The sequence below is a fragment of the Pseudomonas sp. A-RE-19 genome (assembly GCF_019956555.1).
In the GTDB taxonomy this organism is placed as follows: Bacteria; Pseudomonadota; Gammaproteobacteria; order Pseudomonadales; family Pseudomonadaceae; genus Aquipseudomonas.
Genome location: NZ_JAHBDQ010000004.1, coordinates 41619 through 67723, shown reverse-complemented (window position 1 = coordinate 67723; position 26105 = coordinate 41619). Strand labels below are relative to the sequence as shown.

At 59.6% G+C, this 26105-nt stretch carries 25 protein-coding genes; 9 read left to right on the top strand and 16 right to left on the bottom strand.

The genetic code is table 11. From position 1 onward, the window contains the following. Nucleotides 1-123: 123 nt before the first annotated feature. Nucleotides 124-1221, top strand: coding sequence for a PLP-dependent cysteine synthase family protein (locus tag KGB14_RS03210; protein WP_223484163.1), 1098 nt, complete (start codon nucleotides 124-126; stop codon nucleotides 1219-1221). 142 nt (nucleotides 1222-1363) lie between these two features. On the opposite strand, the gene KGB14_RS03205 is transcribed toward KGB14_RS03210, so the two are convergent. From KGB14_RS03205 to KGB14_RS03195, 3 genes are all read right to left on the bottom strand, one after another. Next, on the bottom strand, nucleotides 1364-2977 hold the full coding sequence (locus KGB14_RS03205; protein ID WP_223484066.1) for an NAD(P)/FAD-dependent oxidoreductase: 1614 nt from the start codon (nucleotides 2975-2977) through the stop codon (nucleotides 1364-1366). Nucleotides 2978-3072: 95 nt separating this feature from the next. Then, nucleotides 3073-3738, bottom strand: coding sequence for a COG3650 family protein (locus tag KGB14_RS03200; RefSeq protein ID WP_223484065.1), 666 nt, complete (start codon nucleotides 3736-3738; stop codon nucleotides 3073-3075). A gap of 162 nt (nucleotides 3739-3900) precedes the next feature. Beyond that, a complete protein-coding gene (locus KGB14_RS03195; RefSeq protein ID WP_223484064.1) occupies nucleotides 3901-4500 on the bottom strand; it encodes a short chain dehydrogenase in 600 nt (199 codons plus the stop codon). A 105-nt stretch (nucleotides 4501-4605) separates the two neighbouring features. Between KGB14_RS03195 and KGB14_RS03190 the strand changes: the two genes are divergently transcribed. Continuing rightward, nucleotides 4606-5514, top strand: a complete 909-nt coding sequence (locus KGB14_RS03190; RefSeq protein WP_223484063.1) for a LysR family transcriptional regulator — start codon at nucleotides 4606-4608, stop codon at nucleotides 5512-5514. 150 nt (nucleotides 5515-5664) lie between these two features. On the opposite strand, the gene KGB14_RS03185 is transcribed toward KGB14_RS03190, so the two are convergent. From KGB14_RS03185 to KGB14_RS03170, 4 genes are read right to left on the bottom strand one after another with little or no spacing between them, the layout of a single operon-like run. After that, nucleotides 5665-6150 carry a DoxX family protein gene (locus tag KGB14_RS03185; protein WP_223484062.1) on the bottom strand — a complete coding sequence of 162 codons (486 nt, stop codon included), beginning with the start codon at nucleotides 6148-6150 and terminating at the stop codon, nucleotides 5665-5667. After that, nucleotides 6147-6905, bottom strand: coding sequence for a DUF2063 domain-containing protein (locus tag KGB14_RS03180; RefSeq protein WP_223484061.1), 759 nt, complete (start codon nucleotides 6903-6905; stop codon nucleotides 6147-6149). The genes KGB14_RS03185 and KGB14_RS03180 overlap by 4 nt, the downstream gene beginning before the upstream one ends. Further along, complete coding sequence (locus KGB14_RS03175) at nucleotides 6902-7756, bottom strand: DUF692 domain-containing protein (protein WP_223484060.1); 855 nt, start codon at nucleotides 7754-7756, stop codon at nucleotides 6902-6904. The genes KGB14_RS03180 and KGB14_RS03175 overlap by 4 nt, the downstream gene beginning before the upstream one ends. Before the next feature lie 25 nt (nucleotides 7757-7781). Further along, the gene (locus KGB14_RS03170; RefSeq protein ID WP_123360549.1) at nucleotides 7782-8087 is read right to left on the bottom strand and encodes a DUF2282 domain-containing protein; all 306 of its coding nucleotides are present in this window, start codon (nucleotides 8085-8087) and stop codon (nucleotides 7782-7784) included. Between the two features lie 74 nt (nucleotides 8088-8161). On the opposite strand from KGB14_RS03170, the gene KGB14_RS03165 reads away from it, so the two are divergent. Next, nucleotides 8162-8347: a hypothetical protein gene (locus KGB14_RS03165; protein WP_223484059.1), complete on the top strand. Its 186-nt coding sequence runs from the start codon at nucleotides 8162-8164 to the stop codon at nucleotides 8345-8347. A 42-nt stretch (nucleotides 8348-8389) separates the two neighbouring features. Here the strand turns inward: KGB14_RS03165 and KGB14_RS03160 are convergent, their stop codons facing one another. The 5 genes from KGB14_RS03160 to KGB14_RS03140 all read right to left on the bottom strand — a co-directional run bounded on the left by KGB14_RS03160 (nucleotide 8390) and on the right by KGB14_RS03140 (nucleotide 13392). Beyond that, nucleotides 8390-9091 carry an ABC transporter ATP-binding protein gene (locus KGB14_RS03160; protein ID WP_223484058.1) on the bottom strand — a complete coding sequence of 234 codons (702 nt, stop codon included), beginning with the start codon at nucleotides 9089-9091 and terminating at the stop codon, nucleotides 8390-8392. Further along, complete coding sequence (gene livG / locus KGB14_RS03155; protein ID WP_123360548.1) at nucleotides 9092-9859, bottom strand: high-affinity branched-chain amino acid ABC transporter ATP-binding protein LivG; 768 nt, start codon at nucleotides 9857-9859, stop codon at nucleotides 9092-9094. After that, complete coding sequence (locus KGB14_RS03150) at nucleotides 9856-11112, bottom strand: high-affinity branched-chain amino acid ABC transporter permease LivM (protein ID WP_223484057.1); 1257 nt, start codon at nucleotides 11110-11112, stop codon at nucleotides 9856-9858. The genes livG and KGB14_RS03150 overlap by 4 nt, the downstream gene beginning before the upstream one ends. Further along, complete coding sequence (livH, locus tag KGB14_RS03145; RefSeq protein WP_223484056.1) at nucleotides 11109-12032, bottom strand: high-affinity branched-chain amino acid ABC transporter permease LivH; 924 nt, start codon at nucleotides 12030-12032, stop codon at nucleotides 11109-11111. Before livH ends, KGB14_RS03150 begins: the two co-directional genes overlap by 4 nt. Before the next feature lie 232 nt (nucleotides 12033-12264). Beyond that, entirely contained in the window at nucleotides 12265-13392 is a 1128-nt protein-coding gene (locus KGB14_RS03140; RefSeq protein ID WP_223484055.1) for a branched-chain amino acid ABC transporter substrate-binding protein, read from the bottom strand. 350 nt (nucleotides 13393-13742) lie between these two features. On the opposite strand from KGB14_RS03140, the gene KGB14_RS03135 reads away from it, so the two are divergent. Beyond that, nucleotides 13743-14048, top strand: a complete 306-nt coding sequence (locus KGB14_RS03135) for a DUF2288 domain-containing protein (RefSeq protein WP_033059033.1) — start codon at nucleotides 13743-13745, stop codon at nucleotides 14046-14048. Nucleotides 14049-14347: 299 nt separating this feature from the next. Here KGB14_RS03135 and KGB14_RS03130 read toward each other — a convergent pair whose 3' ends face one another. Continuing rightward, nucleotides 14348-16543, bottom strand: a complete 2196-nt coding sequence (locus KGB14_RS03130) for a hypothetical protein (RefSeq protein WP_223484053.1) — start codon at nucleotides 16541-16543, stop codon at nucleotides 14348-14350. 197 nt (nucleotides 16544-16740) lie between these two features. On the opposite strand from KGB14_RS03130, the gene KGB14_RS03125 reads away from it, so the two are divergent. Continuing rightward, the gene (locus KGB14_RS03125) at nucleotides 16741-17637 is read left to right on the top strand and encodes an NAD(P)-dependent oxidoreductase (protein WP_223484052.1); all 897 of its coding nucleotides are present in this window, start codon (nucleotides 16741-16743) and stop codon (nucleotides 17635-17637) included. On the opposite strand, the gene KGB14_RS03120 is transcribed toward KGB14_RS03125, so the two are convergent. Next, nucleotides 17528-19810 (bottom strand): putative bifunctional diguanylate cyclase/phosphodiesterase, encoded by a 2283-nt coding sequence (locus KGB14_RS03120; protein ID WP_223484051.1) that lies wholly within the window; start codon nucleotides 19808-19810, stop codon nucleotides 17528-17530. The genes KGB14_RS03125 and KGB14_RS03120 overlap by 110 nt on opposite strands. A gap of 148 nt (nucleotides 19811-19958) precedes the next feature. Next, entirely contained in the window at nucleotides 19959-20324 is a 366-nt protein-coding gene (locus tag KGB14_RS03115) for a YkgJ family cysteine cluster protein (RefSeq protein ID WP_223484050.1), read from the bottom strand. A gap of 281 nt (nucleotides 20325-20605) precedes the next feature. Between KGB14_RS03115 and KGB14_RS03110 the strand changes: the two genes are divergently transcribed. Continuing rightward, the gene (locus tag KGB14_RS03110; RefSeq protein WP_223484049.1) at nucleotides 20606-21958 is read left to right on the top strand and encodes a spinster family MFS transporter; all 1353 of its coding nucleotides are present in this window, start codon (nucleotides 20606-20608) and stop codon (nucleotides 21956-21958) included. A gap of 193 nt (nucleotides 21959-22151) precedes the next feature. Here KGB14_RS03110 and rapA read toward each other — a convergent pair whose 3' ends face one another. Continuing rightward, complete coding sequence (gene rapA / locus KGB14_RS03105; protein WP_223484048.1) at nucleotides 22152-24998, bottom strand: RNA polymerase-associated protein RapA; 2847 nt, start codon at nucleotides 24996-24998, stop codon at nucleotides 22152-22154. Between the two features lie 229 nt (nucleotides 24999-25227). Here rapA and KGB14_RS03100 point away from each other — a divergent pair, with 229 nt between their 5' ends. From KGB14_RS03100 to ccoM, 3 genes are all read left to right on the top strand, one after another. After that, the gene (locus KGB14_RS03100; protein ID WP_223484047.1) at nucleotides 25228-25569 is read left to right on the top strand and encodes an aspartate-semialdehyde dehydrogenase; all 342 of its coding nucleotides are present in this window, start codon (nucleotides 25228-25230) and stop codon (nucleotides 25567-25569) included. A 71-nt stretch (nucleotides 25570-25640) separates the two neighbouring features. Then, nucleotides 25641-25835: a hypothetical protein gene (locus KGB14_RS03095; RefSeq protein WP_223484167.1), complete on the top strand. Its 195-nt coding sequence runs from the start codon at nucleotides 25641-25643 to the stop codon at nucleotides 25833-25835. A gap of 144 nt (nucleotides 25836-25979) precedes the next feature. Next, a complete protein-coding gene (gene ccoM, locus KGB14_RS28520; protein ID WP_317851008.1) occupies nucleotides 25980-26096 on the top strand; it encodes a cytochrome c oxidase subunit CcoM in 117 nt (38 codons plus the stop codon). The last annotated feature ends 9 nt before the right edge of the window (nucleotides 26097-26105 follow it).

Sequence of the window (26105 nt, the reverse complement as noted above, 5' to 3'; positions counted from 1 at the left end):
GCCTAGCAGTTGCCGGACGTATTGGACCTCAGCTGTATCTGTGCATGATGTAGGTTCTTTCCTAAGCTTGTGGGCTGAGCCTTGCGACAAGGCCGACTCTTTGCCTGATTCAACGAGAAAATCATCATGAGCGACAACCGACAGTGGGCCCGCGAAGCCATCCGGATCATTGAAGCCGACTTCCAGCGCAGCGCCGACACCCACCTGATCCCCTTGCCGCTGCCGGGGTTGCCGGGCATCGAGTTGTACTTCAAGGATGAGTCGAGCCATCCCACCGGCAGCCTGAAACATCGGCTGGCGCGCTCGTTGTTTCTCTACGCCCTGTGTAACGGCTGGCTCAAACCCGGTGCGCCGGTGATCGAAGCCTCCAGCGGTTCGACGGCGATTTCCGAGGCGTACTTCGCCCGGTTGCTGGGTTTGCCGTTCATTGCGGTGATGCCGGCAAGCACGTCCAAGGAAAAGATCGCGCAGATCGCTTTCTACGGTGGCAAGAGCCATCTGGTGGACGATCCGACGCAGATCTACGCCGAGTCGGAACGTCTGGCTCGCGAACATGACGGGCACTTCATCGACCAGTTCACCTACGCCGAGCGCGCCACCGACTGGCGGGCGAACAACAACATCGCCGAATCGATCTTCCAGCAGATGCGCTTCGAACAGCACCCGGAACCGAGCTGGCTGATTTCCAGCCCCGGCACCGGCGGCACCACTGCGACGCTCGGCCGTTACGTACGCTATCGCCAGCATTGCACCCGCGTGCTGTGCGCCGATGCCGAGCGTTCGGTGTTCTTCGATTATTACCAGAGCGGCGATGCCAGCCTGCGCCTGGATTGCGGTTCGCGGATTGAAGGCATTGGGCGGCCACGGGTGGAAGCGTCGTTCCTGCCCAAGGTGATCGATGCGATGGTCAAAGTGCCGGACGCGTTGTCGCTGGCGGCCATGCATTACCTGGCGCAGCATCTGGGACGGCGGGTTGGCGGATCGAGCGGGACCAACCTGATCGGCGCCTTGATGGCGGCCCAGCAGATGGTGGCGGCGGGAGAATCGGGGTCGATCGTGGCGATTCTGTGCGATGGCGGCGAGCGCTATGCCACCACCTATTACGATCAGGCCTGGCTCAAGGCCCAGGGGTATGAGTTGAGTGGGTTGATGGATGCCGTGGCGGCGAGTGTCGAGCGCGGCGAGCCGCTGCCGGCCAGCGTGTTGCGCGCCAATATCTGACATTCAACAGACGCTTAAACCACTGTGGGAGCGAGCCTGCTCGCGATAGCGGTAGATCAGTCAACATCTCTGTTGAATGTTAATCCGCTATCGCGAGCAGGCTCGCTCCCACAGGGTTTTGCGTTATTTCAGCAATTACGTATCAGGCTTCCAGTCCAAGAATGTCTCGGGCCACCGCTTCGGCAATCCGAATCCCGTCGACACCCGCCGACAGAATCCCACCCGCATAACCCGCGCCTTCACCGGCCGGGAACAGGCCTTTCACGTTCAGGCTCTGCATCGACTCGTTACGGGTAATCCGCAACGGCGATGACGTGCGCGTCTCGATCCCGGTCAATACAGCGTCATGCAGCGAGTAGCCACGAATCTGCTTCTCGAACGCCGGCAAGGCTTCGCGAATCGCTTCGATGGCGAACGCCGGCAAGGCCAGAGCCAAATCGCCCAAGGCAACCCCCGGCTTGTAGGACGGCTCGACGCTGCCCAATTCAGTGGAGGGCTTGCCTGCGATGAAGTCGCCGACCAATTGCGCTGGCGCTTCGTAGTTGCTGCCACCCAGCACAAAGGCGTGGGATTCCAGGCGCTCCTGCAACTCGATGCCGGCCAGCGGGCCGCCCGGGTAATCGACTTCCGGGGTAATGCCGACGACGATCCCGGAGTTGGCGTTGCGCTCGTTCCGCGAGTACTGGCTCATGCCGTTGGTGACCACGCGGTTCGGCTCGGAGGTCGCCGCCACCACGGTGCCGCCCGGGCACATGCAGAAGCTGTAGACCGAACGTCCGTTGCTGGCGTGGTGCACCAGTTTGTAGTCGGCAGCGCCGAGTTTCGGGTGCCCGGCGTATTTGCCCAGACGCGCGCGGTCGATCAGCGACTGCGGGTGCTCGATGCGGAAACCCACCGAGAACGGCTTGGCCTCCATGAACACGCCACGACCGTGGAGCATGCGGAAGGTGTCTCGGGCGCTGTGGCCGAGGGCCAGAATCACGTGTTTGGAATGGATCTGCTCGCCGCCATTGAGCTCGACGCCGACCAGCTGGCCGTCCTCGATCAAGACGTCAGTGACACGCTGCTGGAAGCGCACTTCGCCGCCCATGGCGCGAATCTGCTCACGCATGTTTTCCACTACACCGGTCAGACGGAACGTACCGATGTGCGGTTTGCTGACGTAGAGGATTTCTTCCGGCGCGCCAGCCTTGACGAACTCGTGCAAGACTTTGCGACCGATGAATTTCGGGTCTTTGATCTGGCTGTAGAGTTTGCCGTCGGAGAACGTTCCCGCGCCGCCTTCACCGAATTGCACGTTGGATTCGGGGTTGAGCACGCTTTTACGCCACAGGCCCCAGGTATCCTTGGTGCGCTGACGCACTTCGGTGCCGCGTTCGAGGATGATCGGCTTGAAGCCCATTTGCGCCAGCAGCAGCCCGGCGAAGATCCCGCAGGGGCCGAACCCGACCACGATCGGACGCTGGCTCAGGTCGGCGGGTGCCTGGCCGACCATTTTGTAGCTGACATCCGGCGCCACGTTGACGTTACGGTCATCGGCGAATGTGTGCAGCACCGACGCCTCATCGCGAACGTTGAGGTCGATGGTGTAGATGAAGCACAGTTCGGAGGACTTTTTACGCGCATCGTAGCTGCGCTTGAACAAGGTGAAATCGAGCAGGTCATCACTGGCGATGCCCAGGCGCTGCACGATGGCAGGGCGCAGGTCTTCATCGGGATGGTCGATCGGCAACTTGAGTTCGGTGATTCGTAACATGACGGGATCCGGTTCGCGGGGCGCACAACTGCGCCAAGGCGTTTGAAGCCCGCGATTATAAGCCTCAAAGGATGATTCCCGTGAGGCAAAAACGATCAGTCGTTACGCGATCCGCCAAAATACCCGCAGCCACGTTGCACCTGGCCGTCGATGCGCAGCTCGGCGCTCATGTGCTGCACGCTGCCGGTGCTGCTGTCGACGCAACGTTGCGGCGCGACCCAGAGCTCGATGCGCTGATTATTGGCTTCGGTGCTGAGGTTGAAGCGGCCATCGCCCAGTTGCTCTTCAACGTAGGGCAGGGCCAAGGGCGGCTGGCCGGCGCGGTCGATGACCATGCCCTTGCCGCTGACTTTGACGTTCCACTCAGGGCCATGGCCGGCGGCGCGCAGGATCAGCAATTTGAAGTTGGGATCGTCGCACGCCGTGCCCGAACGCTCGACGCGGTACAGCTGCTCCAGATCGAGCCGGCTGTCGGCACCACTGGCAACGATCCGACCGCGTACATCGGCAAACAACTTGCCCTGATCATCGGCCAGGGTCGCAGCCTCTTGCAGGATGCTGGTGCCGCCGGTGTCATTGACCACATAACTGCGCGGCTCATTGCACGGCTGAAACAACAGCTTGCCATCGGCCGCCGTCAACTGACCCTGCATGCGAGTCTGGCCCACATGGGAAGCGCTTTCCCGTGGACCATCGAGCAACTGGCAGGCGGCGAACAGCGGAAGCAGGGCAACAAGCACTAAGGAACGGGCAACACGCATCTTTGAGTCTCCTGACAAGTGTCGCCACGTTACTCAGCCTGACCGTTCATCACAACCCTGCAAAGCAAGATCAAAAGATCGCAGCCTGCGGCAGCTCCTACAGGGGGACGCCGAGCCTTTTGTAGGAGCTGGCGAAGCCTGCGATCTTTTGATTCTGGCGGTTTAGCCGACGCGGTAGGTCTGACCGGTCTGCAAGCCTTCGACGCTTTTGGCGTAGGCCAGCGCCACTTCGGCGGCGGGCACCGGTTTGAAACCTCGGAAGTACGGGGCATAGCTGCCCATGGCTTCGACCAGCACGTTCGGGCTGACCGAGTTGATGCGCAGACCGCGCGGCAGTTCGATCGCCGCTGCACGGACAAAGCTGTCCAGGGCACCGTTGACCAGAGAGGCCGAGCTGCCGGTACGGATCGGATCGTGGCTGAGGATGCCGGTGGTGAAGGTGAATGACGCACCGTCGTTGGCGAATTCCCGCCCGATCAGCAGCAGGTTGACCTGGCCCATCAGCTTGTCCCGCAAGCCGAGCTCGAAGTCTTGTTCGGTCATGGTGGCCAGCGGCACGAAGTTGACGCTGCCGGCGGCGCAGATCAGCGCATCGAAGTTGCCGGTTTGTTCGAACAGTTTGCGGATCGAGGCACTGTCACTGATGTCGACCTGAAAATCACCGCTCTTGCGGCCGATACGGATGATTTTGTGGCGCTGGGACAGTTCATGGTCAATGGCCGAACCGACGGTGCCGGAGGCGCCAATCAAAAGAATTTTCATCGTGCTGTACCTGAATGGGGTGGATTTAAATTCAAGTCTAGTGTGGTTTTTTTCATTGATAAGCGTGCTAATGGGCAACCTTTGGTTTTCAAATGGAAACAATCCATGAGCGAAATGGACGACCTGGCGGCGTTCGCGGTGTTGATCGAGGCGGGCAGTTTCACCTTGGCGGCGCAGCAACTGGGTTGCAGCAAAGGGCAACTCTCCAAGCGCATCAGCCTGCTGGAAACGCGGTTTTGCGTGGTGTTGCTGCAACGCACCACGCGCCGCTTGAGCCTGACGGCGGCGGGCGCGGCGCTGTTGCCGCAAGCCCAGGCGCTGGTGATTCAAGTCGAGCGAGCACGTCAGGCCCTGGCGCGGTTAAAAGACGACATGGCCGGCCCGGTGCGGATGACGGTTCCGGTTTCACTGGGGGAAACGTTTTTCGACGGTGCACTGCTGGAGTTTTCCCGGCAGTACCCCGAGGTGCAGATCGAGCTGGAGCTCAACAATAACTACCGTGACCTGTCCCGGGACGGGTTCGATCTGGCGATCCGCTCGGAAGTGGCCAACGACGAACGTCTGGTCGCCCGACCGCTGCTGGCCTGGCACGAAATGACCTGCGCCAGCCCTGCGTATCTTGAGCAATTCGGCGAACCACTGACGCCTCAGGCCCTGGCCGAGCACCGCTGCCTGCTCAACAGCCATTACAGCGGTCGCGAAGAATGGCTCTATCACCAACAGCACGAGTTACTGCGGGTGCGAGTGTCGGGACCGTTCGCCAGCAACCATTACAACCTGTTGAAGAAAGCCGCACTGACCGGTGCGGGTATTGCGCGTTTGCCGTCTTACCTGCTGCAAGAGGAATTGGCTGATGGGCGTTTGCGTTGGCTCCTGCGCGATTATCAGACCCGCAGCATGCCGATGTACCTGGTGCATCCGTATCAGGGCGGTTTGCCGAAGCGCACCCAAGTGCTGGCGGATTATTTGATCGGCTGGTTCAAGCGCAGTGGCGAGGCGTTGGATCGGCTTTAGCGATAACGTCTCACCACACAACCCCTGTGGGAGCGAGCCTGCTCGCGATGGCGGTGTGACATTCGGCATTGATGCTGATTGACACTCCGCCATCGCGAGCAGGCTCGCTCCCACATTGGTTCTTCATCGTCTGGAGTTCTGTGGTAGGGCTCAGCGGGCGTAACGCTTGGCAATCAGATGATCAATCGACAACTTGCCCGGCCCGGTCGCCATCAAATACAGCAACACCGCCGCCCAGGTGCCATGGGTTGGATAGGCATCGGGGTAGACGAACAGCTGAATAGTCAGCGTCATACCCAGCAGGGCCAACGCCGAAAAACGTGTGGCGAAGCCGATCAGGATCAGCACCGGAAAGAAGTGCTCGGCGAAGGCCGCCAGGTGCGCTGCCAGTTCCGGAGAGAGCAACGGCACGTGGTATTCACTCTGGAACAAGGGAATGGTCGAGTCCGCCAGCCTTGGCACGCCGAGTTGAAAGGTGCCGTCGATCAAGTCGATGGCCAGGCCTTCCACCTTGGTTTGCCCGGACTTCCAGAACACCGCGGCAATGGCAAAACGCGCGATAAACGCGATCAGGCTGTGGGGGATTTTTTCCAGCAGCGCGATGGCGCGGGCGATGGGGTTCTGATGGCGGTTCATGGCGATACCTTGTGGTGTAAATGGGTGATGACGTTGTGGCTGATCAGCAGCGCCAGGGTTTGGCTGAGGTCGAAGGCGGGGGCTGTCTCCAAGGCTTGGGTCAGGGATTGGCCGAGTCGCAGGTTCTGAATGAAGGTGCTGGCGCCGTGGTCGATGGCGAAGACTTCAACCTCCAGTCCGTTGCGCAACACCAGTGCGTTTTGCCCGTGATCGACGTCGATCCCGGCCAGCGTCGCGTCTTGTTGATGGGCCGCCCAAATTGCAACCACGGCGAAGGTTGAGGTCAGCAGATTCAGGGAAGGATGGAACCCGACCGTCAGCTCGCTCAGCGCCTGCGGGTCTGCCAGCGCGGCGGCGATCTGCTCATGACTCAAGGGCTGCGCATCGGCGGCGTGATAGGCCTGAACGCGCAACCGCTCCAGCCGCGCCACGTCGGCCAGATAAGGCACGCTGGCTACCGGTTCAAAGCTGTCGATGAACTCGGCGAAGTCCTTGCCGTAGTCGTTGATGAGTGGGCCTTGAGGCGGGTAACTCTGCACATACCACCCCGCCATCGCCCGGAAAAAATCATCACCGACTAACTGCAAAACCACTGGGTAGCTATCCGCCAATGCGTTGATCAGTGAGCTCTGCACATTGTTGCGATACACCGCGAAACGGCTGGCCGGATCGGCGCCGTTGGCACTGAACAAGCCGTCGGGGCAGGGCCGTTGCGGATCGAGCAGGGCGGCGGCAAACGCGGCTTGAGTGCTCATGATCGGCTCCCCGCGCAATACAGTAATTCATCAGCCTGACGGGCTTCGGCGTGCAGCACATTGAAGGTCGGTAACTGGTTGTCGCGCTCGATCAACGTGGCGATCGGGCCAACCCGTTCCAGCACCTGCCCATACAGTGCCCACACCGCGTTATCGATGGGCGCACCGTGATCGTCGATCAGCAGGCGATCGCCGAGGCTGTCGGTGTCTTCGGCAAACCCGGCCAGATGAATCTCGCCCACTGCGTGCAGCGGCAGCGCGTCGATGTAGGCCAGCGGAACTCTTTGATGATTGATGCAGGAGACGTAGACATTGTTGACGTCCAGTAGCAGGCCGCAGCCGGTGCGGCGAATGACTTCACCGATGAAGTCGGCCTCGTCCAGGGTCGAGCGCTGGAACGCCAGATACGTCGCCGGGTTCTCCAGCAGCATTGGACGTTTGAGGGTGCTCTGCACCTGATCGATGTGCTCGCAGACGCGGTTCAGCGTCGGCGCATCGTAGGCCAGGGGCAGCAGGTCGTTGAGAAACACCGGGCCATGGCTGGACCAGGCCAGGTGTTCGGAAAAGGACTGGGGTTGATAGCGTTCGATCAGTGCGGCAAGCCTTTGCAGGTGTTGACCATCCAGCGGGCCTTCGGCACCGATGGACAGGCCAACACCGTGCAACGACAGTGGATATTGCTCGCGGATCAACCCCAGAAAATGATGAAACGGGCCGCCGGCCACCATGTAGTTTTCGGCGTGGACTTCGAAGAAACCGATGTCCGGTTGTGCACCGAGCACTTCACGAAAGTGCTCGGTCTTGAGCCCCAGCCCGGAGCGGGGCGGGAGCCCGGAAGATAAAAAGTTCATGGTCGACACTCAGGCTGGGTTCTGATTACGACTTGGCTTTGTAGGCTTCCATCTGGCCGAAACCGGTTGGCGAAGTTTTGCTCATCGTGGTGGCGCAGGTACCTTTAGGCACCAGTTTGAAAGCATTTGGCTGGTAGTCGGTTTTTGCCGTGCCGGCGCAAGTGGTGCCAGCGCCGGCGGCGCAATCGTTGTGACCTTTCATGGCCACGCCGAAGCATTTTTCCATGTTGGCGTCAGCGGCATGGGCAGTGGAGACAGCGGCGATGCTCAGGGCAGAACCGAGGGCCAGAACCAGGGCGGTGGCGGACAGGGTGCGGGTGGTAGCAGTCATGATGTTTCTCCGAAATTGAGCTTGGGTTGGCAAGCGTTTGTGCTTGCTTACTGCTCTAGAGAAACCATCGCTCGATGCGTTACAGCCCCAACGAAAAAAACTCAAAAAAAATACACAGCCCCCCCGTAGGAGCTGCCGAAGGCTGCGATCTTTTGATCTTGATTTTCACCATGAGCGCCGAAGAGCAAGATCAAAAGATCGCAGCCTTCGGCAGCTCCTACGGGGGATCTTCATTGTTGTCAGGGGTGGGGCAGGCATAAAAAAAACGGCCCGAAGGCCGTTTTTTTGTTTACCGCAATCGCTTAACCACCGAGGTACGCTTCGCGCACTTTCGGGTCGGTCAACAGTGCTTCACCTGTCCCTGTCATCACCACACGGCCGTTTTCCAGCACGTAGGCACGGTCAGCGATTTTCAGTGCCTGGTTGGCGTTCTGTTCCACCAGAAACACCGTCACACCGTCCTTGCGCAGCTGTTCGATGATGTCGAAGATCTGCTGGATGATGATCGGTGCAAGGCCCAGCGATGGCTCGTCGAGCAGCAACAGCTTTGGTTTGCTCATCAGCGCACGACCGATGGCGAGCATTTGCTGTTCGCCGCCAGACATGGTGCCGCCGCGTTGGGCGAAGCGTTCTTTCAGGCGTGGGAAAAGTCCGAGGACCTTGTCCATCTGTTCCTGATAATCGCCCTTGTCGGTGAAGAAACCGCCCATGGCGAGGTTTTCTTCCACGGTCAGACGGGCAAACACCCGACGACCTTCCGGGACCACGGCGATGCTTTTACGCATGATCTGCGACGAGTCCTGGCCGACGAGCTCTTCACCCAGGTAGCGGATGCTGCCGCTGTGGGCTTGCGGCGAACCGCAGAGGGTCATCAGCAGGGTCGACTTGCCGGCACCGTTGGCGCCGATGAGCGTCACGATCTCGCCCTGGCGGACTTCGACGTTGACGCTGTGCAGCGCCTGGATCTTGCCGTAGAAGGTGGAAACGTTTTCGAACTGCAGCATTTACGCTTCCCCCAGGTAGGCTTTGATCACTTCAGGATTGTCGCGGATCTGTTCCGGCGTGCCGTTGGCCAGGGGGGTGCCCTGGTTGATCACGAAGATATGGTCGGAGATGCTCATGACCAGTTTCATGTCGTGTTCGATCAGCAGCACGGTCACATCATGCTCTTCACGCAGGGTGCCGATCAGTGACTTGAGGTCTTCGGTTTCCCGTGGGTTGAGGCCGGCGGCCGGTTCGTCGAGCATGAGGATCCGCGGGCGGGTCATCATGCAGCGAGCGATTTCCAGGCGACGTTGCTGACCGTAGGCCAGGGTGCCGGCCGGACGGTTGGCGAACTCCTTGAGGTTGACCTTTTCCAGCCAGTACTCGGCGTACTCCATGGCCTCGCGTTCGCTTCTGCGGAACGCCGGGGTCTTGAACAGGCCGGCCAGGAAGTTGGTGTTCAGGTGACGGTGTTGCGCGATCAGGAGGTTCTCGACCGCTGTCATTTCCTTGAACAGCCGCACGTTCTGGAAGGTGCGCACCACGCCTTTGAGGGCAATCTTGTGGCCCGGCAGGCCCTGGATCGGCTCGCCGTCCAGCACGATGCTGCCGGCGGTCGGCTGGTAGAAACCGGTCAGGCAGTTGAATACGGTGGTCTTGCCGGCGCCGTTGGGGCCGATCATCGATACCACTTGTTTCTCTTTGACGGTCAGGGCCACGCTGTTGACTGCCAACAGGCCGCCAAAGCGCATGCTCAGGTCAGTGACTTTCAGGATCTCACGGCTCATTTGCGCAGCTCCATGTGAGGGCGTTGCATCGGCAGCAGACCTTGAGGACGCCAGATCATCATCAGCACCATCAAGGCGCCGAACATCAACATGCGGTATTCACTGAACTCACGCATCATTTCCGGCAACAGGATCATCACCGTGGCGGCGAGTACGACGCCCAGTTGCGAGCCCATGCCGCCCAACACCACGATGGCGAGGATGGTCGCCGACTCGATAAAGGTGAAGGACTCCGGTGTCACCAACCCCTGGCGCGCGGCGAAGAAACTGCCGGCGAAACCGGCGAAGCAGGCACCGAGGGTGAAGGCCGACAGCTTGATGACCGTAGGGTTGAGGCCCAACGCACGGCAGGCGATTTCGTCTTCACGCAGCGCTTCCCAGGCACGACCCAGTGGCATGCGCAGCAAGCGGTTGATGACGAACAGCGCGAACAACGACAACAACACCGCGATCAGGTAAAGGAAGATCACCTTGTTGATCGAGTTGTATTCCAGGCCGAAGAACTCGTGGAAGGTCTGCAGACCTTCTGCGGCAGTTTTATCAAAGCTCAGCCCGAAAAGCGTGGGCTTGGGAATGTTACTGATGCCGTTCGGACCACCCGTGAGGCCGGTCAGGTTACGCAGGAACAGGCGGATGATTTCACCGAAGCCCAACGTCACGATCGCCAGGTAGTCACCGCGCAAGCGCAGTACCGGGAAGCCGAGCAGGAAGCCGAAGGTGGCCGACATCATCCCGGCGATTGGCAGGCAGATCCAGAAGCTCAGACCGTAGTAGTGCGACAGCAGCGCATAGCTGTAGGCGCCGACGGCATAGAAGCCGACGTAACCGAGGTCGAGCAGGCCGGCCAGGCCGACCACGATGTTCAGACCCAGGCCGAGCATCACGTAGATCAGCACCAGCGTGGCGATATCCACCGCACCGCGAGAGCCAAAGAACGGCCAGACCAGTGCACCAATGATCAACGCAATGATGATCCAGCGCTGAGTGCTCGGCAGGGTCAGGAAATTACTGGCCTTGGCCGGCATCACCGGCAGGTTGGGCGAGGATTTCCAGGCCGCGCTGATCTTCTGGTCGAACAGCACCCGCAGGAACATCAGCACCGAGCACACGGCGATGGTGATCAGGGTTGCGGTACTGGTGCCATGGACTTCGAGGTTGATACCGACGATGGTCAGTTTCAGACCCAGTACCGGGTAGGCAACCGCCCACACCAGCAAGGCGCTGAACAACGCCTGTTTAAGATTCCTAGTCATACTTTCTCAACCTCCGGACGGCCCAACAGGCCGGTTGGCCGGAACAACAACACCAGGACCAATAGACCGAACGCCACGACGTCCTTGTACTGGTCGCCGAAGATATCGGCACCAAAGGCTTCCGCCACCCCAAGCACCAGCCCGCCGAGCATCGCGCCGGGGATGCTGCCGATACCGCCCAGTACTGCGGCGGTGAAGGCCTTGAGGCCGACCAGGAAACCGGCGTTCGGGTTGATCACGCCGTATTGCATGCTCAGCAGCACGGCTGCGATGGCCGCCAGTGCCGCACCGATGACGAAGGTCAGGGCGATGATGTTGTTGGTGTTGATACCCAAGAGGTTGGCCATCTTGATGTCTTCGGCACAGGCGCGGCAGGCGCGACCCAGGCGAGAACGGGAGATGAACAGCGTCAGGCCGAGCATGGCGACCAGGGTCACCACGAACACCACGATTTGCATGTAGGAAATCAGCACTTCATGTGCGCCACCTGGCCCGATGGAGAAGCTGCCGGGGATCAGGTTGGAGATGGATTTGTCCTTGGAGTCTTGTGCCAGCAGAACCGTGTTCTGCAGGAAGATCGACATGCCGATGGCGGAAATCAGCGGAATCAGACGGTTGCTGCCGCGCAAGGGGCGGTAGGCGATCCGTTCGATGCTGTAACCGTAGGCACTGGTAACGACGATGGTCGCGATGAAAGCGGCGGTCATCAATAACGGGACACTCTCGAGTCCCAGCATGGCCAGCCCGGCGATGGCGATGAACGCCACGTAAGAGCCGATCATGTACACCTCGCCGTGGGCGAAGTTGATCATTCCAATGATGCCGTAAACCATCGTATAGCCGATGGCGATCAGGGCATACGTGCTGCCAATGGTCAGACCATTAACCAGCTGTTGGAAAAAGTGATAGATGTCAGGCATTACAGCGCTCCTAAAAACCTGATACGCATTTCACTGGTGGAGTCATTTTCCCGCTCGAGCCCCGTGGATCTGCATCCACTTCGAATTCGAGGTTTGCCAGCGAACCGCTGATGACGGTTTTGAGATTTTCAGGTGGGGAGACTGGCGGATCACGCCAGCGCGGCCCAATACGTTCGTAAAACAAAGCCCACGGCACGCCGTGGGCTTTATTGGCAGTCAGTTCGGCAACGCCTTACTGAGGCGAAACTTCAGTTTTAGGTTTGCCGAAGTGCCACTGGTAAACCACGAACTTGAAGTCTTTCAGGTCGCCCTTGGCGTCGAAGCTCAGGTCGCCAGTCGGAGTTTTGAAGGTGCCAGCGTGGATGGCAGCAGCCACCTTGGCAGTGTCTTCGCTCTTGGCGGCCTTGATGCCTTCGGCGATCACTTCCACAGCCGAGTAGGCCGGGAACACGAACGGACCGCTCGGGTCTTCTTTCTTGGCCTTGAACGCGTCAGCCAGGGCGATGTTGGCCGGATCCTGGTCGAAAGATTTCGGCAGGGTCACCAGCAGGCCTTCGGAAGCCTCCTTGGCGATCTGCGAAATGGAGTCGTTACCCACGCCTTCCGGACCCATGAACTTGGCTTTCAGGCCTTTTTCCTCGGATTGACGCAGGATCAGACCCAGCTCCGGGTGGTAGCCGCCGTAGTAGACGAAGTCGACGTTGGCTTGCTTGAGCTTGGCGATCATCGAGGAGAAGTCTTTGTCGCCGGCGTTGATACCTTCGAACACGGCAACCTTGACGCCTTTGCCCTCGAGGGTTTTCTTCACGGCAGTGGCGATGCCTTCACCGTATTGCTGTTTGTCGTGCAGCACCGCAACGATTTTCGGTTTTACGTGATCGGCGATGTAGTTACCGGCGGCAGGGCCCTGGGCGCTGTCCAGACCGATGGTGCGGAACACCATTTTGTAACCACGGGCGGTGATGTCCGGGCTGGTGGCAGCCGGGGTGATCATGATCACGCCTTCATCTTCGTAGATGTCGGACGCCGGTTGAGTGGAGCTGGAGCACAGGTGGCCGACAACGAATTTCACGCCATCGTTGACCACTTTGTTGGCGACGGCCACGGCTTGCTTAGGGTCGCACGCGTCGTCGTATTCCTTGGCTTCGAGCATCTTGCCGTCGACGCCGCCCTTCGCGTTGATCTGCTCGATGGCCATCTTGGCGCCACTGAACTGCATGTCGCCGTATTGGGCTACAGGGCCGGTTTTAGGGCCGGCAATACCGATCTTGATGGTGTCAGCGGCGAACGAATGGCTGGCAACCCCTGCCAGAACCATAGCGGCAAACAGTTTTGAAATCTGCTTAGTAGCCTTAGTCATAGTGCTCCACTCTTACTGTTGTAGTTTTTATAGTCCTGGCGCCGTAGCAGCAGAACCGGGTCAGATATCGTCGATATCCTCCGGAAAATGCCCCCGGCAACTGTACCGGTACAGTGTAGAGCGCCGATTGTTAGCCTGGGAAGCTGGCGCCAGGGGGCAAAACCTGAGGGTGTCGCTTTATTGAAAGAAAAAGACAGAATCGCGGCGGGATGTTAGCTGGCTAATACTTGATTCAGCAGCATTCCCTGGCTTTCCTGGGTTTTTCAATCGGTGACGCAATTGCATCCGGGTTTTTCTGGCGCAATAGCGACGTTATCATTCACGTCGATTTCTTTTGCGGACAGAAACCCATGACTCAAGAACCTAGCACCCTCTATGCCAAGCTGCTTGGTGAAACCGCATCTATTACCTGGAAAGAGTTGGAGCCGTTCTTCGCCAAGGGTGCCCTATTGTGGGTCGATCCAGGCCTGGATTTGATCGCTGCAGCAGAAGCAGTGGCCACCGATGAAGGCGAGAAAGTGGCTGCCTGGCTGGCCGCCGACAAGGTCGCCAAGCTGTCTGAAACGCGGGCGCTGGATCTTTTTGAACGGGATCCCGAGCTGTGGGCCGTTGTTGTTTCTCCATGGATTCTGATCCAGGAAAGGGCGACGAGCTGAGTGCTTGCACTTGATTGGTGCGCGTCGTTGCCGGTTAAAAGTGTGTAGGCGAGTAGCGTGATGGCATGTTGCCGTAGAGAAAGGCCACAGAAGGGTCTTGGCGAGGGTGACGTAAACGTAACGGGAACAGTTTATTGAGCAGCCGATTGGCTGCTTAATTGTTTCTGGATGTTGGGATTTGTGGTGACTCTTATGCCGCCATCGCGAGCAGGCTCGCTCCCACAATGTGATCGCATTCCTCCTGAAAGAACGCGGTCCCCTGTGGGAGCGAGCCTGCTCGCGATTGGACACGCCGCTAATTAAGCCGTCTTGCCGGTGTGGTTATTAAGCGAAATAACCTTGGTCTTGCCAATCCGGTGACGGTAGATCTCGCGCAGATACTTGATCGCCTTTTTCACGCAATCCCGGGACAGGCGGATGTCATTGATCGAGACGAACTTGTCCTTGTCGTTGATCAGCTCGCGGTACTTCTTCTCGTACATCGGTTTGATCGCGTACCAGTTGGTATCGAGGATCTTCGCCGGGTTTTCGAATTCGTTGAGCAGTTCGTCGATGCGGTCTTCGTCGAAGTCTTCATTGATGATGAAGTCCAGGATCGAGTTGTCCAGCGTCTCGTCAAAGCGGTACGGGTTCTTCGCAAAGCAGCGCTTGATGAAGGCGACGATCAGGGTCAGGAAGTCGTCCGACAGGCACGGGCTCTTGGCGATCAGAGTGGTCAGCGACAGGTTGGCCGAGGCGCCGATCACCAACGCATAACGCTTGAGCGTGGTGTTGGGGAACAGGCTGTTGAGGTGGGTCTTCAACCGGTTCAGGTCCATGTAGGACAGCTTGTAGTCTTTGGGCAAGGACACAATCGACACCACCGACGAGCAATTCTTGAAGAAGTGCAGGTCGTGCAACGCGGCCGCGTCATAGCCCGAATTCTTGTACTGCTCAAGCGAAGCGCGATAACGCTTGGACTCGATCGGCAACAAGCTGATGCCCTCGATAGCCTGGGTGACCTTGTTGAAATGCGGCAGGTCGATGGAGCGGAAGAACAGGTCGTCGATGTTCAGGCGCTGCGGCTCTTTCTCGAACACCTTGAACTTGTCGCTGCTCGGCGGCGGGGTTTCCGGCACCACGGACTCGGCGTAGGCGATTGCCACGGGGCCGGCCAGGCTCATGAACAGGTCGTTGGCGTCCAGACGAATGGTTTCGCCAATGTCGATGCCGGCGCGACGGAAATAGTTCTGGTCGTAGTCGGTGGTGACCGCCTGCGCCGTCAGAATGTTGAAGATCTGCTGTGAGATGTACTGGTTGGCGTGCTTTTCCATGGCATTGACATCAATGTTCTGGATGTTGCCGTCGTCGCTCTCTTCGGCATAACGCATGATGTCGTTGGAGATCAGCATCATCGCGTTCCATGGGCGGATACGACCCATGACGCTGGCTTCGCTGCTGTCTTCGTTGGCGAAGTTGTAGGAGAAGTCCCACTCTTCCGACAGGTACTTGCACAGCAGGCGTCCGGCGTTGATGTGCAGCGCCTCGGACATTTCGCTGCGGTGATCGGAAATGTTCGGCAGTACGCAAATGCCGCTGGTGAAGATCGGCTCGAAGACGAAGGAATGACCGCTTTTGCCGTCGTGCTCGTCCATCGGTTTGGTGTCGAACGTCTTGTTCATGTACGAGTGTTGCTGGGCCAGGCCGAATTCCGAGGCCATGCCAGAACCGGTACCGCCGCCGGCACTGAAGATCGAGAAATACAGGCGCGACTGGTTGGCCTTGATCCCGCAGCTGTCGATCAGGTACGAGTGAATCATTTTCCAGTCAGGGCTGGAGAACCGCTGGGTGTCCTTGTTCAGGATGATCTTGGCCAGGTACTGACCGAGGATCGGCGCGTTACCGGCACCACCGGCGTGGACTTCCGACAAGTCCATGATTTTCATTTTGCTGTAGTCGCGCAAAAAGCCGCTTTTTTCGCCCTTGCGCGAGAAGCGGATGCGGCCTGCGATGTCCTTGTCCAGGTCGCCGAGCATCACCAGCGGTTCGACCAGGAACACCGGTTTGCTGGCCTTGTTCGACCCCAGGCGCAGGTTGTTGCGAATCCACTGCGCCGGGCTGTAGCCCTTTTCGGCGTAGCGTTTGTCTGGCGACAGACGGTCTTCGTTGTTGAATTCGTTGAGGTAGAACTTGCGGGCGTTGTACACCAGCTCCGCCACGTCCAGCGCGATGTTCGAACCACAGCGGCCCAGGCCAATCAGGCACACCGACGGGAATTCCTGGTCGTTGTGCTGTTCATTGTCGCCTTCCAGATGGGGCGGGCGCGGGAACACCAGGTCGCGCAGGCCATCGAGGTTGTCGAGGATGCGGTCGGTATTGGTTTCGGTGAAGTACAGGTATTGCTGAGTCGCCAGCGCACGCGACGGGGTCAATGGCTTCGACGATGAGGGGCTGTTCGCCGCGGGGCTCAGGGTCAGGTCGGATACCGCGGTGGCCGGATTGTTTTTAGAAGTCATTGTGCGCCATATACCTGGACTGGTCGGCTCGGCGACAAGTGTCATCGAGTCATCACGGAATGGGATCTCGCGTCTTTTTGCAGCGCGAATGTGGCCCAAGCGTCAGGGCCTTGGCCTGAGCATCGCTCGGGGGAATCCTTTCCTTAACCATGATGAATCGGCCACTATTCGATGATCTTTAATCAAAGGGAGGCTAAATGATGGCAACGTTACCTGCGCTGGGGTTTGCCGGAATCGGCCTGATGGGCTTGCCGATGTGCCGACGCCTGATGGCGGCGGGGTATCCGCTGACGGTGTGGAACCGCAATCCGGCCAAGTGCGCAGCGCTGGTCGAGGCCGGCGCACGGCAAGTGGCAACACCGGCCGAGCTGTGCCGGCACGCCGACCTGGTGATGCTGTGTCTGGCCGATACCGCGGTGGTACGTGAGGTGGTGTTTGGCGCAGCGGGCGTTGCCGAAGGTGCGAAAAGCGGCCAGTTGCTGGTGGATTTTTCCAGCCTGGAACCCACGGCGACGCGGGAAATGGCGGCAGCACTGGCCAGTAAAACCGGTATGAGTTGGCTCGATGCGCCGGTGTCTGGCGGAGTGGTCGGTGCCGAGGCCGGCAGCCTGGCGATCATGGTGGGTGGCCAGGCGACAGACCTTGCGCGTGTGCGGCCGGTATTGTTGACCCTCGGTCAGCGCGTGACCCACATGGGCGCCGTCGGCGCGGGGCAGGTGACCAAAGCCTGCAATCAGATGATCGTCGCCTGCAATGCTTTGGTCATTGCCGAAGTGGTGGCCCTGGCTGAGCGTTCCGGGGTCGACGCCCGCCTGATCGCCGAGGCGCTGGCCGGTGGTTTCGCCGATTCAAAACCGTTGCAGATTCTCGCGCCGCAAATGGCCGAGAGTCGTTTCGAACCGGTGAAATGGCACGTACGGACACTGCTCAAGGACCTCGACAGCGCCGTGAAATTTTCCCGCGAGCAAGGCTCGGCCACGCCGATCAGCGGATTGGCCGCACAACTGATGCGCCTGCATGGGGGGCAGGGATTTCTGGAAAAGGATCCGTCGACGCTAGTGCAGCTATACCGCGAGCCAGACTTAACGGATTGACGGTATGCGTGTGCTTGCGCTGGTTGATTTCGGCCAGCACCGGACGCAATTCAGCCAGCGGCACTGGACGGCTGAGCAGGTAGCCCTGAACGAAGTCGCAGCCATGGCGTTCGAGAAATTCGTATTGCTCGAACGTTTCGACGCCCTCGGTGACGACCTGCAAATGCAGGGTGTGAGCCATGATGATAATGGCCTGGACGATTTCCATGTCCTGAGTCGCCTTGGGGATGTCCTGGATGAACGAGCGGTCGATCTTCAGCGTGTTCAATGGCAGACGCTTGAGGTAGGCCAGGGATGAATAGCCGGTGCCGAAATCGTCGATCGACAGCGAGACCCCGAGCGCACGAATCTGCCGCAATAACACCAGGGTGTTGGCGATGTTGCCCATCAGCGCATTCTCGGTCACTTCCAGTTCCAGCCGCTGTGGTGCCACCCCGCAAACGTGAAGCGCGTGTTCGATTTCATCGGCCAATTCTTCTCGCGCCAGGTTCAGGGGCGAGCAATTGACTGCGATTCTGAGGTCTTCGTAATCATGACCGGACAGCTCGCGCAAATCTTCGCAGGCCTTGCGCAGCACCCAATTGTCCAGTTCGGCGATCAAACCGTTGGCCTCGGCGATGGCGATGAAGCGATCCGGCGTCAGCAATCCGTGAACCGGGTGTTGCCAGCGAATCAGCGCTTCAAGTTTGCTGACCTGGCCGGTTTTCAGCTCATAGATGGGTTGGTAATACAGCATCAGCCCGGTGTCCTCGCGCAGGGCATGTCGCAGCTCTTCTTCGAGTTGCAACTCCAGGGTGGCGCGGGTTTTCAGGTTTGAACTGAAAAAATGCAGCCCGTTACGACCGCAGTCCTTGGACTGGTACAGCGCCAGATCGGCGTTCTTCAGCAGTTCTTCGCAGGTATTGCCGTCTTCCGGAAACAGGCTGATGCCGATGCTGGTGGTCATGACCATGCGCCGCCCGGACAATTCAATGGGCTCCTTCATTTTCAGCATGATGCGCTGGGCCATTTGCCGCGCTTCTTCGCGGTCATACAGGCTGATGAGGATGCAGAATTCGTCGCCGCCGAAACGCGCCACCACGTCTTCATGGCTGCGTACCGAGGCCTTGATGTGGCTGGCGATGACTTTGAGCAGTTCGTCGCCGGCGTCATGGCCGAGGCTGTCATTGATCCGCTTGAAATGGTCGATGTCGAGAAACATCACGGCCAGCATGCCGCCTTCGTTGGTTTTCTCGATGAGTTTCTCGGCGAAGAGCTGGTTGAAGCCTCGGCGGTTGATCAGGTTGGTCAAGGCGTCGTAGTGGGCCACCTGTTGCAGTGACATGCGTGCCTGATCCAGTTGACTGAGCAGGGCGTTGACCCGCTGCAGGTCGCGCTCTTTGTGTTGCAGCTTCTTGTCCGCCAAGGCCGCGCTGATACTGCTGCCGATGATCAGCAGCGTCATTACCGCTACCGTCAGCCCTAATTGCAGGTGATTGTTGTCGCTGGGCAGGGGCTCAAGGCTGCCAGCGGGCAGCATCAGGTTAAACGATGCCATGCCGGTGAAATGCATGCTCACGATGCCGCCCCCCAGCACCAGGCTGGCGGTGTATTTGAGCAGTTGATGAAATAGGCCGACGCCATCGCGTAGGTGACTGGATATCAACAGGGCAGCCAGGCTGGCGCCGATGGCGATCACGATGGACAGGACGAACAGGACGGGTTGGTAATAGGCCATCGCATTTGAGCGCAGGGCGGCCATGCCCACGTAGTGCATGGTCGCGATGCCCAGGCCGATCCACACCGCCGCCCGCAGGTATTGCAAGAAACTCAAATCAGGATGGCTGAGGGTATGCATGGCCAGCCACGAGGCGGTCAGGGCGAATAACAGCGAGAGCAAGGTGGTGGGCAGGTGGTAATGGATTTCGACCGGTGCCTGGAACGCCAGCATGCTGATGAAGTGCATGGCCCAGATACCGCCTGCCAGACACCCGGCACCGACCCAGCGCCAGAGTCGTTGGGAGGCGGGGTTTTCCACATGGCCGACCCGCTCGGTCATGTCCAGTGTGGCGAAACCGGCCACGCAGGCGACCAGATAGGCCAGCAACACCAGAAAAGGGTTATGGGTGCAATCGAGTATGACCTGCCCGCTCTCTGGCAGCCCGGTCATGAACCGCAAACCAAGCCTCTCCATAGCGTGCCCCGTCTCTGAGTCATCCTGGCCTGCGCCGTGCACGCTGGCGAATGGTTGCAGTATAGAGGTCTTGCGCAGAGCGCAAGGGGGGGTGGCACATTGATGTCCAACATTTTTGAAACTGGCTCAATGCGCTCGGCGCCAAGCCTTAAGCGATCTGCTCAAAAGGTATTTCGAATTCTGGTTGCAGGGCGGGCAGCCCGAACGCTGCCCGTGCCGCATCACAATCCACGTTCGCCTCGCCATTGGCCCAAGAGGCGTCGAACTCCCGACAGGTGCTGGAACGCTGATCGTAAATCGAGCACTGCACGGTGCTGCCCACTTCACCCACCAGGGCGACACAACGAACGGGTTTGCAGTCTGTGCCGAGCATAGCCACCCGGCTGGGGCTGATGGGCGCGACCAGTTCGTCAGGCACCGTCCCCCCGGCCGAGGTGCATTCACCCCAGAAAAAAGACACACGAAAATGAGAACAGCAGGCACCACAATTCAGACACGGACTGGCTTCGGACATGGGCAATGATCAAAGGAGGGATGGGGGCATGCTGGGCAGACAAGGCCGCTATTCTAGGCTTCGCCATGGCGTTGGGAAGGGGGGCGCGGAGGTATTTTTCCAGACGCCAACCGATGGCGAAAAACTGGGCTCCCTGACACCACCAATGCCACAGGTGATGCATGGCGCCATGAGCTGATATCAACCTTGCGAATAATGACAGACAGCCCTGACGGGCCTGACTAGATTGGAGGTTCCGGGGACAGTGAAAGCCCCCAACAACAATAAAAAGAGACGGACCCATGCAGAACTCGACCCAAGCGGCGAATGCCTGGCGCATTCTGTTCCTGCTGTTTCTGGCCAACCTGTTCAACTTTTTCGACCGTACCATCCCGGCCATCATCATCGAGCCGATCCGCATGGAGTGGCACCTCAGCGACTTTCAGCTGGGGATCATCGGGACCGCATTCACCATCGTTTACGCCATCGCCGGCCTGCCTCTGGGGCGCTTGGCCGATACCGGTTCGCGCAGCAAATTGATGGGCTGGGGCCTGGCGGCGTGGAGCGGTTTAACCGCGATCAACGGGCTGGTGGGCAGTTTCTGGAGTTTCCTGATCGTGCGCATGGGTATCGGCATCGGTGAAGCCAGTTATGCGCCGGCCGCCAACTCGCTGATCGGCGATTTGTTCCCGGCTCACCGTCGGGCGCGGGCCATGGGCATTTTCATGCTCGGGTTGCCGTTGGGCCTGCTGCTGGCTTTTTTCACCATTGGCGCGATGGTCAAGGCGTTCGACAGCTGGCGTGCGCCGTTCTTCATCGCGGCGGTGCCGGGGCTGATTCTGGCGGTCTTCATGTTCTTCATCAAAGAGCCCAAGCGCGGCGCGGCGGAGAGCGTGCAGGTGTCTCAGGAACGCGTGGACCGGCCGATCCGTCGAGTGCTGGCGGTGCCGACATTTCTATGGCTGGTGATGGCGGGATTGTGCTTCAACTTCGCCACCTATGCTTGCAACTCATTCCTGGTGCCGATGCTGCAGCGTTATTTCCTGATGCCGTTGCAAGATGCGGCGGTGGCAACCGGGGTGATCGTCGGGGTAACCGGGTTGTTCGGCCTGACGCTTGGCGGCTGGATCGCCGACAAGATTCATCAGCGGGTGGCCAATGGGCGGCTGCTGTTCGCAGCGTTCAGCCTGATCATTTCGACTCTGTGCACCGCCTGGGCGCTGCACGCCGGACGGATCGAGATCGGGGTGTTTGTCGCGGTGTTCAGCCTGGGCTGGTTGTTCGCCTACAACTTCTATACCTGCGTGTACACGGCGATTCAGGACGTGGTCGAACCGCGTTTGCGGGCGACGGCGATGGCGTTGTTCTTTGCCGGGTTGTATTTGCTGGGTGGGGGATTGGGACCGGTGGTGGTGGGCGCATTGTCGGATCACTTCGCGCACTCGGCCATGCTCTCGGCCGGCGCTGAGCAGATGACCGAAGCGTTCAAGGCTGTCGGCCTGCATGACGCGATGTACCTGATCCCGGTGGCGCTGTTTCTGACGATGGTGTTTCTGTTTATGGCGTCGCGGTGTTTTGTGCGCGATGCCAAGCGGATGAAGGAAGGGTTGGTGGCGGTGGTTGAGCCTGGAGGCATAGCGGCGCCCGCGGTTTAAGATCAAAAGATCGCAGCCTTCGGCAGCTCCTACCGGGGTTGCATGTATCCAACGAAATCGCGGTCGTACGCGGACAATGTAGGAGCTGCCGAAGGCTGCGATCTTGGCGTCCGTTGTTTCACTGCCAATCTTCAGAAAGCAAAAAGGCCCGCATCACTGCGGGCCTTCTTTTTTAGTGGTGAAGCAGAGGGACTTAACCCGCCACCAACACCCGAATCGCTTCCAGTCGCAGCGCGGCCTTGTCGAGCATGGCCAGGCCTTGCTCGCGTTGTTTGCGCAGGGCAACCAGTTCGCTGTCGCGCACGGTCGGGTTCACCGCTTGCAAGGCGGTCAGGCGTGCCAGCTCTTCGTCGGTATCCGCCGCCAGGCGACGTTGCGCCTCGGCCACGCGCTCGGCGTGACGCGGGGTGATTTTCTCTTCGCCGGCGTTGATCCGTGGCGTCAGCTGGTCGCGCTGGGCCTGGATGAACTTGTTGGCGCTGGCGCGAGGCACGCTTTCCAGTTGATCGTTCAGGGTTTCGAACGACACCCGGGTCGACAGGTCGTTGCCGTTGGCGTCGAGCAGGCAACGCAAGGCGGCCGGCGGCAGGTAGCGGCCCAGTTGCAGCGAACGCGGGGCAACCACTTCGCTGACGTAGAGCAGTTCCAGCAACACGGTGCCCGGTTTCAGCGCCTTGTTCTTGATCAGTGCCACGGCGGTGTTGCCCATCGAACCGGACAAGACCAGGTCCATGCCACCCTGAACCATCGGGTGTTCCCAGGTGATGAACTGCATGTCTTCGCGAGACAACGCCTGGTTGCGGTCGTAGGTGATGGTCACGCCTTCGTCGTCGCCCAGCGGGAAGCTGGCGTCGAGCATTTTTTCGCTTGGCTTGAGGATCAGCGCGTTTTCCGAGTGGTCTTCGCTGTCGATGCCGAACGCGTCGAACAGGGTTTCCATGTAGATCGGCAGGGCGAACTGATCGTCTTGTTCGAGGATGTCCTCGACCAGTGCATCACCTTCGCCGGCGCCGCCGGAGTTGAGCTCCAGCAAGCGGTCACGGCCGGTGTGCAGCTCGGCTTCCAGACGTTCACGCTCGGCGCGGGCCTCGTCGATCAGCGCTTGCCACTCGCCGTCATCGGCGTTTTCCAGCAGCGGCAGCAGGCGTGGGCCGAACTGATGCTGCAAGGCGTTGCCGGTCGGGCAGGTATTGAGGAACGCGTTCAGCGCTTCGTGGTACCACTGGAACAGCCGTTCTTGCGGGCTGGTTTCCAGGTACGGTACGTGCAGTTCGATGATGTGCTTCTGACCGATCCGGTCCAGACGACCGATGCGTTGCTCCAGCAGGTCCGGGTGCGACGGCAGATCGAACAGCACCAGATGGTGCGAGAACTGGAAGTTGCGACCTTCACTGCCGATTTCCGAGCAGATCAGCACCTGAGCGCCGAATTCTTCGTCGGCGAAATAGGCGGCGGCGCGGTCACGCTCGAGAATGTTCATGCCTTCGTGGAAGACCGTGGCCGGAATGCCGGAACGTACGCGCAGGGCATCTTCCAGGTCCATGGCGGTTTCGGCGTGGGCGCAGATCACCAGCACTTTGGTGCGCTTGAGCATTTTCAGGGTGTCGATCAGCCACTCGACACGCGGGTCGAATTTCCACCAACGCTCTTCTTCATTGGCGTCCGGCTGGGCCTGGAAGCTGACTTCCGGGTACAGCTCGGCGTGATCGCCCAATGGCAGTTCGAGGTATTCGGCCGGGCACGGCAGCGGGTACGGGTGCAGCTTGCGCTCCGGGAAACCCTGCACGGCGGCGCGGGTGTTACGGAACAGCACGCGGCCGGTGCCGTGGCGGTCCAGCAGTTCGCGCACCAGACGGGCGCTGGCTTCGGTGTCGCCATCGTTGACGGCGGTCAGCAGCGCTTCGCCTTCATTCCCGAGGAAACCGTGAATGGTCTTGTGTGCTTCAGGCGACAGGCGCCCTTTGTCCAGCAGCTCCTGAACGGCTTCGGCCACCGGGCGATAGTTTTCGCTCTCGGCGCGGAAGGCGTGCAGGTCATGGAAACGGTTCGGGTCGAGCAGGCGCAGACGGGCGAAGTGGCTGTCCTGACCGAGTTGTTCCGGGGTCGCGGTCAGCAGCAATACGCCGGGAATGACTTCGGCCAGTTGTTCCACCAGGGAGTATTCAGGGCTGACCTGATCTTCGTGCCACACCAGGTGGTGCGCTTCGTCGACCACCAGCAAATCCCAGCCGGCGGCGAACAGTGCGTCCTGGGCTTTTTCGTCGTCCACCAGCCATTCGAGCGCAACCAATGCAAGCTGGGTGTCTTCGAACGGGTTGGCGGCATCGCTTTCGATGAAGCGTTCTTCGTCGAACAGCGCGACTTGCAGGTTGAAGCGGCGGCGCATCTCTACCAGCCATTGGTGCTGGAGGTTTTCCGGCACCAGGATCAACACGCGGTTGGCGCGGCCCGAAAGCAGTTGGCGATGGATCACCAGACCGGCTTCGATGGTCTTGCCCAGGCCCACTTCGTCCGCCAGCAGAACGCGCGGTGCGATGCGGTCGGCCACTTCACGGGCAATGTGCAGTTGGTGCGCGATCGGTTGCGCCCGCACGCCGCCCAAGCCCCAAAGGGAGGACTGCAATTGGCGGCTGGTGTGTTCCAGGGTGTGATAACGCAGGGAGAACCAGGCCAGCGGATCGATCTGGCCGGCGAACAAACGGTCGCTGGCCAGACGGAACTGAATGAAGTTCGACAGTTGGGTTTCCGGCAGGGTGACCACTTCGTTCTGCGCGTTGAGGCCGTGGTAGACCAGCAGGCCGTCGACATCGTCGACTTCTTGTACGGTCAGTTTCCAGCCTTCGAAGTGAGTGATGCTGTCACCCGGCGAAAACCGCACGCGGGTGAGGGGCGCATTCCGTAGCGCGTACTGGCGAGTGTCGCCAGTGGCCGGATAGAGCACGGTCAACAAGCGGCCGTCCTGTGCCAGAACGGTGCCCAAACCCAGCTCGGCTTCGCTGTCACTGATCCAGCGTTGCCCCGGTTGATACTGCTGCGCCATGCTGCCTGACTCCCACCTTGAAAAAGCGGGCTATCTTAACGGAATGAGCCTTCAGGACCAAAGGATTACATGCGCGCGGTGATGGAGGATGCGAACTTTTCGGGAGATGAAGATCAAAAGATCGCAGGCTGCGCCAGCTCCTGCGCTGCCAGGCGGACCACAAGTTTGCGACCGATGGCTCAAGTCGCCATCCCCGCAGCCGACAGCCTGCTGACAGGAGACTAATAATATGCTGCCACCGATGCTCCCCTTGAGCGCCGTACCGATCACTTCACAGCAGGATCCGATCCGCCAGCGCCCGGATATTCCGCCTGTGGTGCCGGCGCAGGAAAGCTCCAGCGAAAGCACCATCGACCTGCAAAAGCGCGACCCGGAAGAGGCGGGCCTGCAGCTGCGCGAGGAACAGCGCCGCAAGCAGGAGCAGCAACGGCGTCGCCGTGAAGCCGATGAGGATCCTGAAGAACACCTGGCGATTCCGGGCAATGAGCTCAACGCTGACAACACTGTACCGGTAGCGCCGCTGATTGAAGGCGAGCCGCGTCAGGGGTTGTGGGTCGATATCGAGATATGAAGTGTCGGATCACTGGTCAGCGCCCGCGCCAGACCGCATTATTGACGCAATCCTGCCAAGCGATTGGGCAGTTGAATTTCATTTCATACGATGCACTGAACGCCATGAGCCAAGACGACAAGCTGATCGACCTCAACGCCGAACGCGCCAAGCGGGTTCATGACCTGAATGAAAAGCGCCTGAACGAAGTTCGTCAGGCATTCGAACAGGCGATGCCGTTGGGCAAAGTGAAGAAAAAGCCGAAGAACAAACCGAAAAAGCGTTGAAACACCCTGCATCAGTTGATGCAGGTCAGTTATTTCCCTTCCTTTACGCCCTGTCTCGGGCGGTATTGATCCCGGTCAATTTTCTCTCCTGCCTGATTGGTTAACTTAGCCCCATCGCAACAGGGCAAGTGCAGGAGGCTAATCATGTTTTTCGACAACGTGGTGATCGCCGGAGTGCTGACCGTCGGCCTCATGGTTCTGTTTTTTGCAGGGTTTGGATTTTTTATCTGGAAGGATGCGCATAAGCGTAGAAAGCCGTAGATCCTTCTG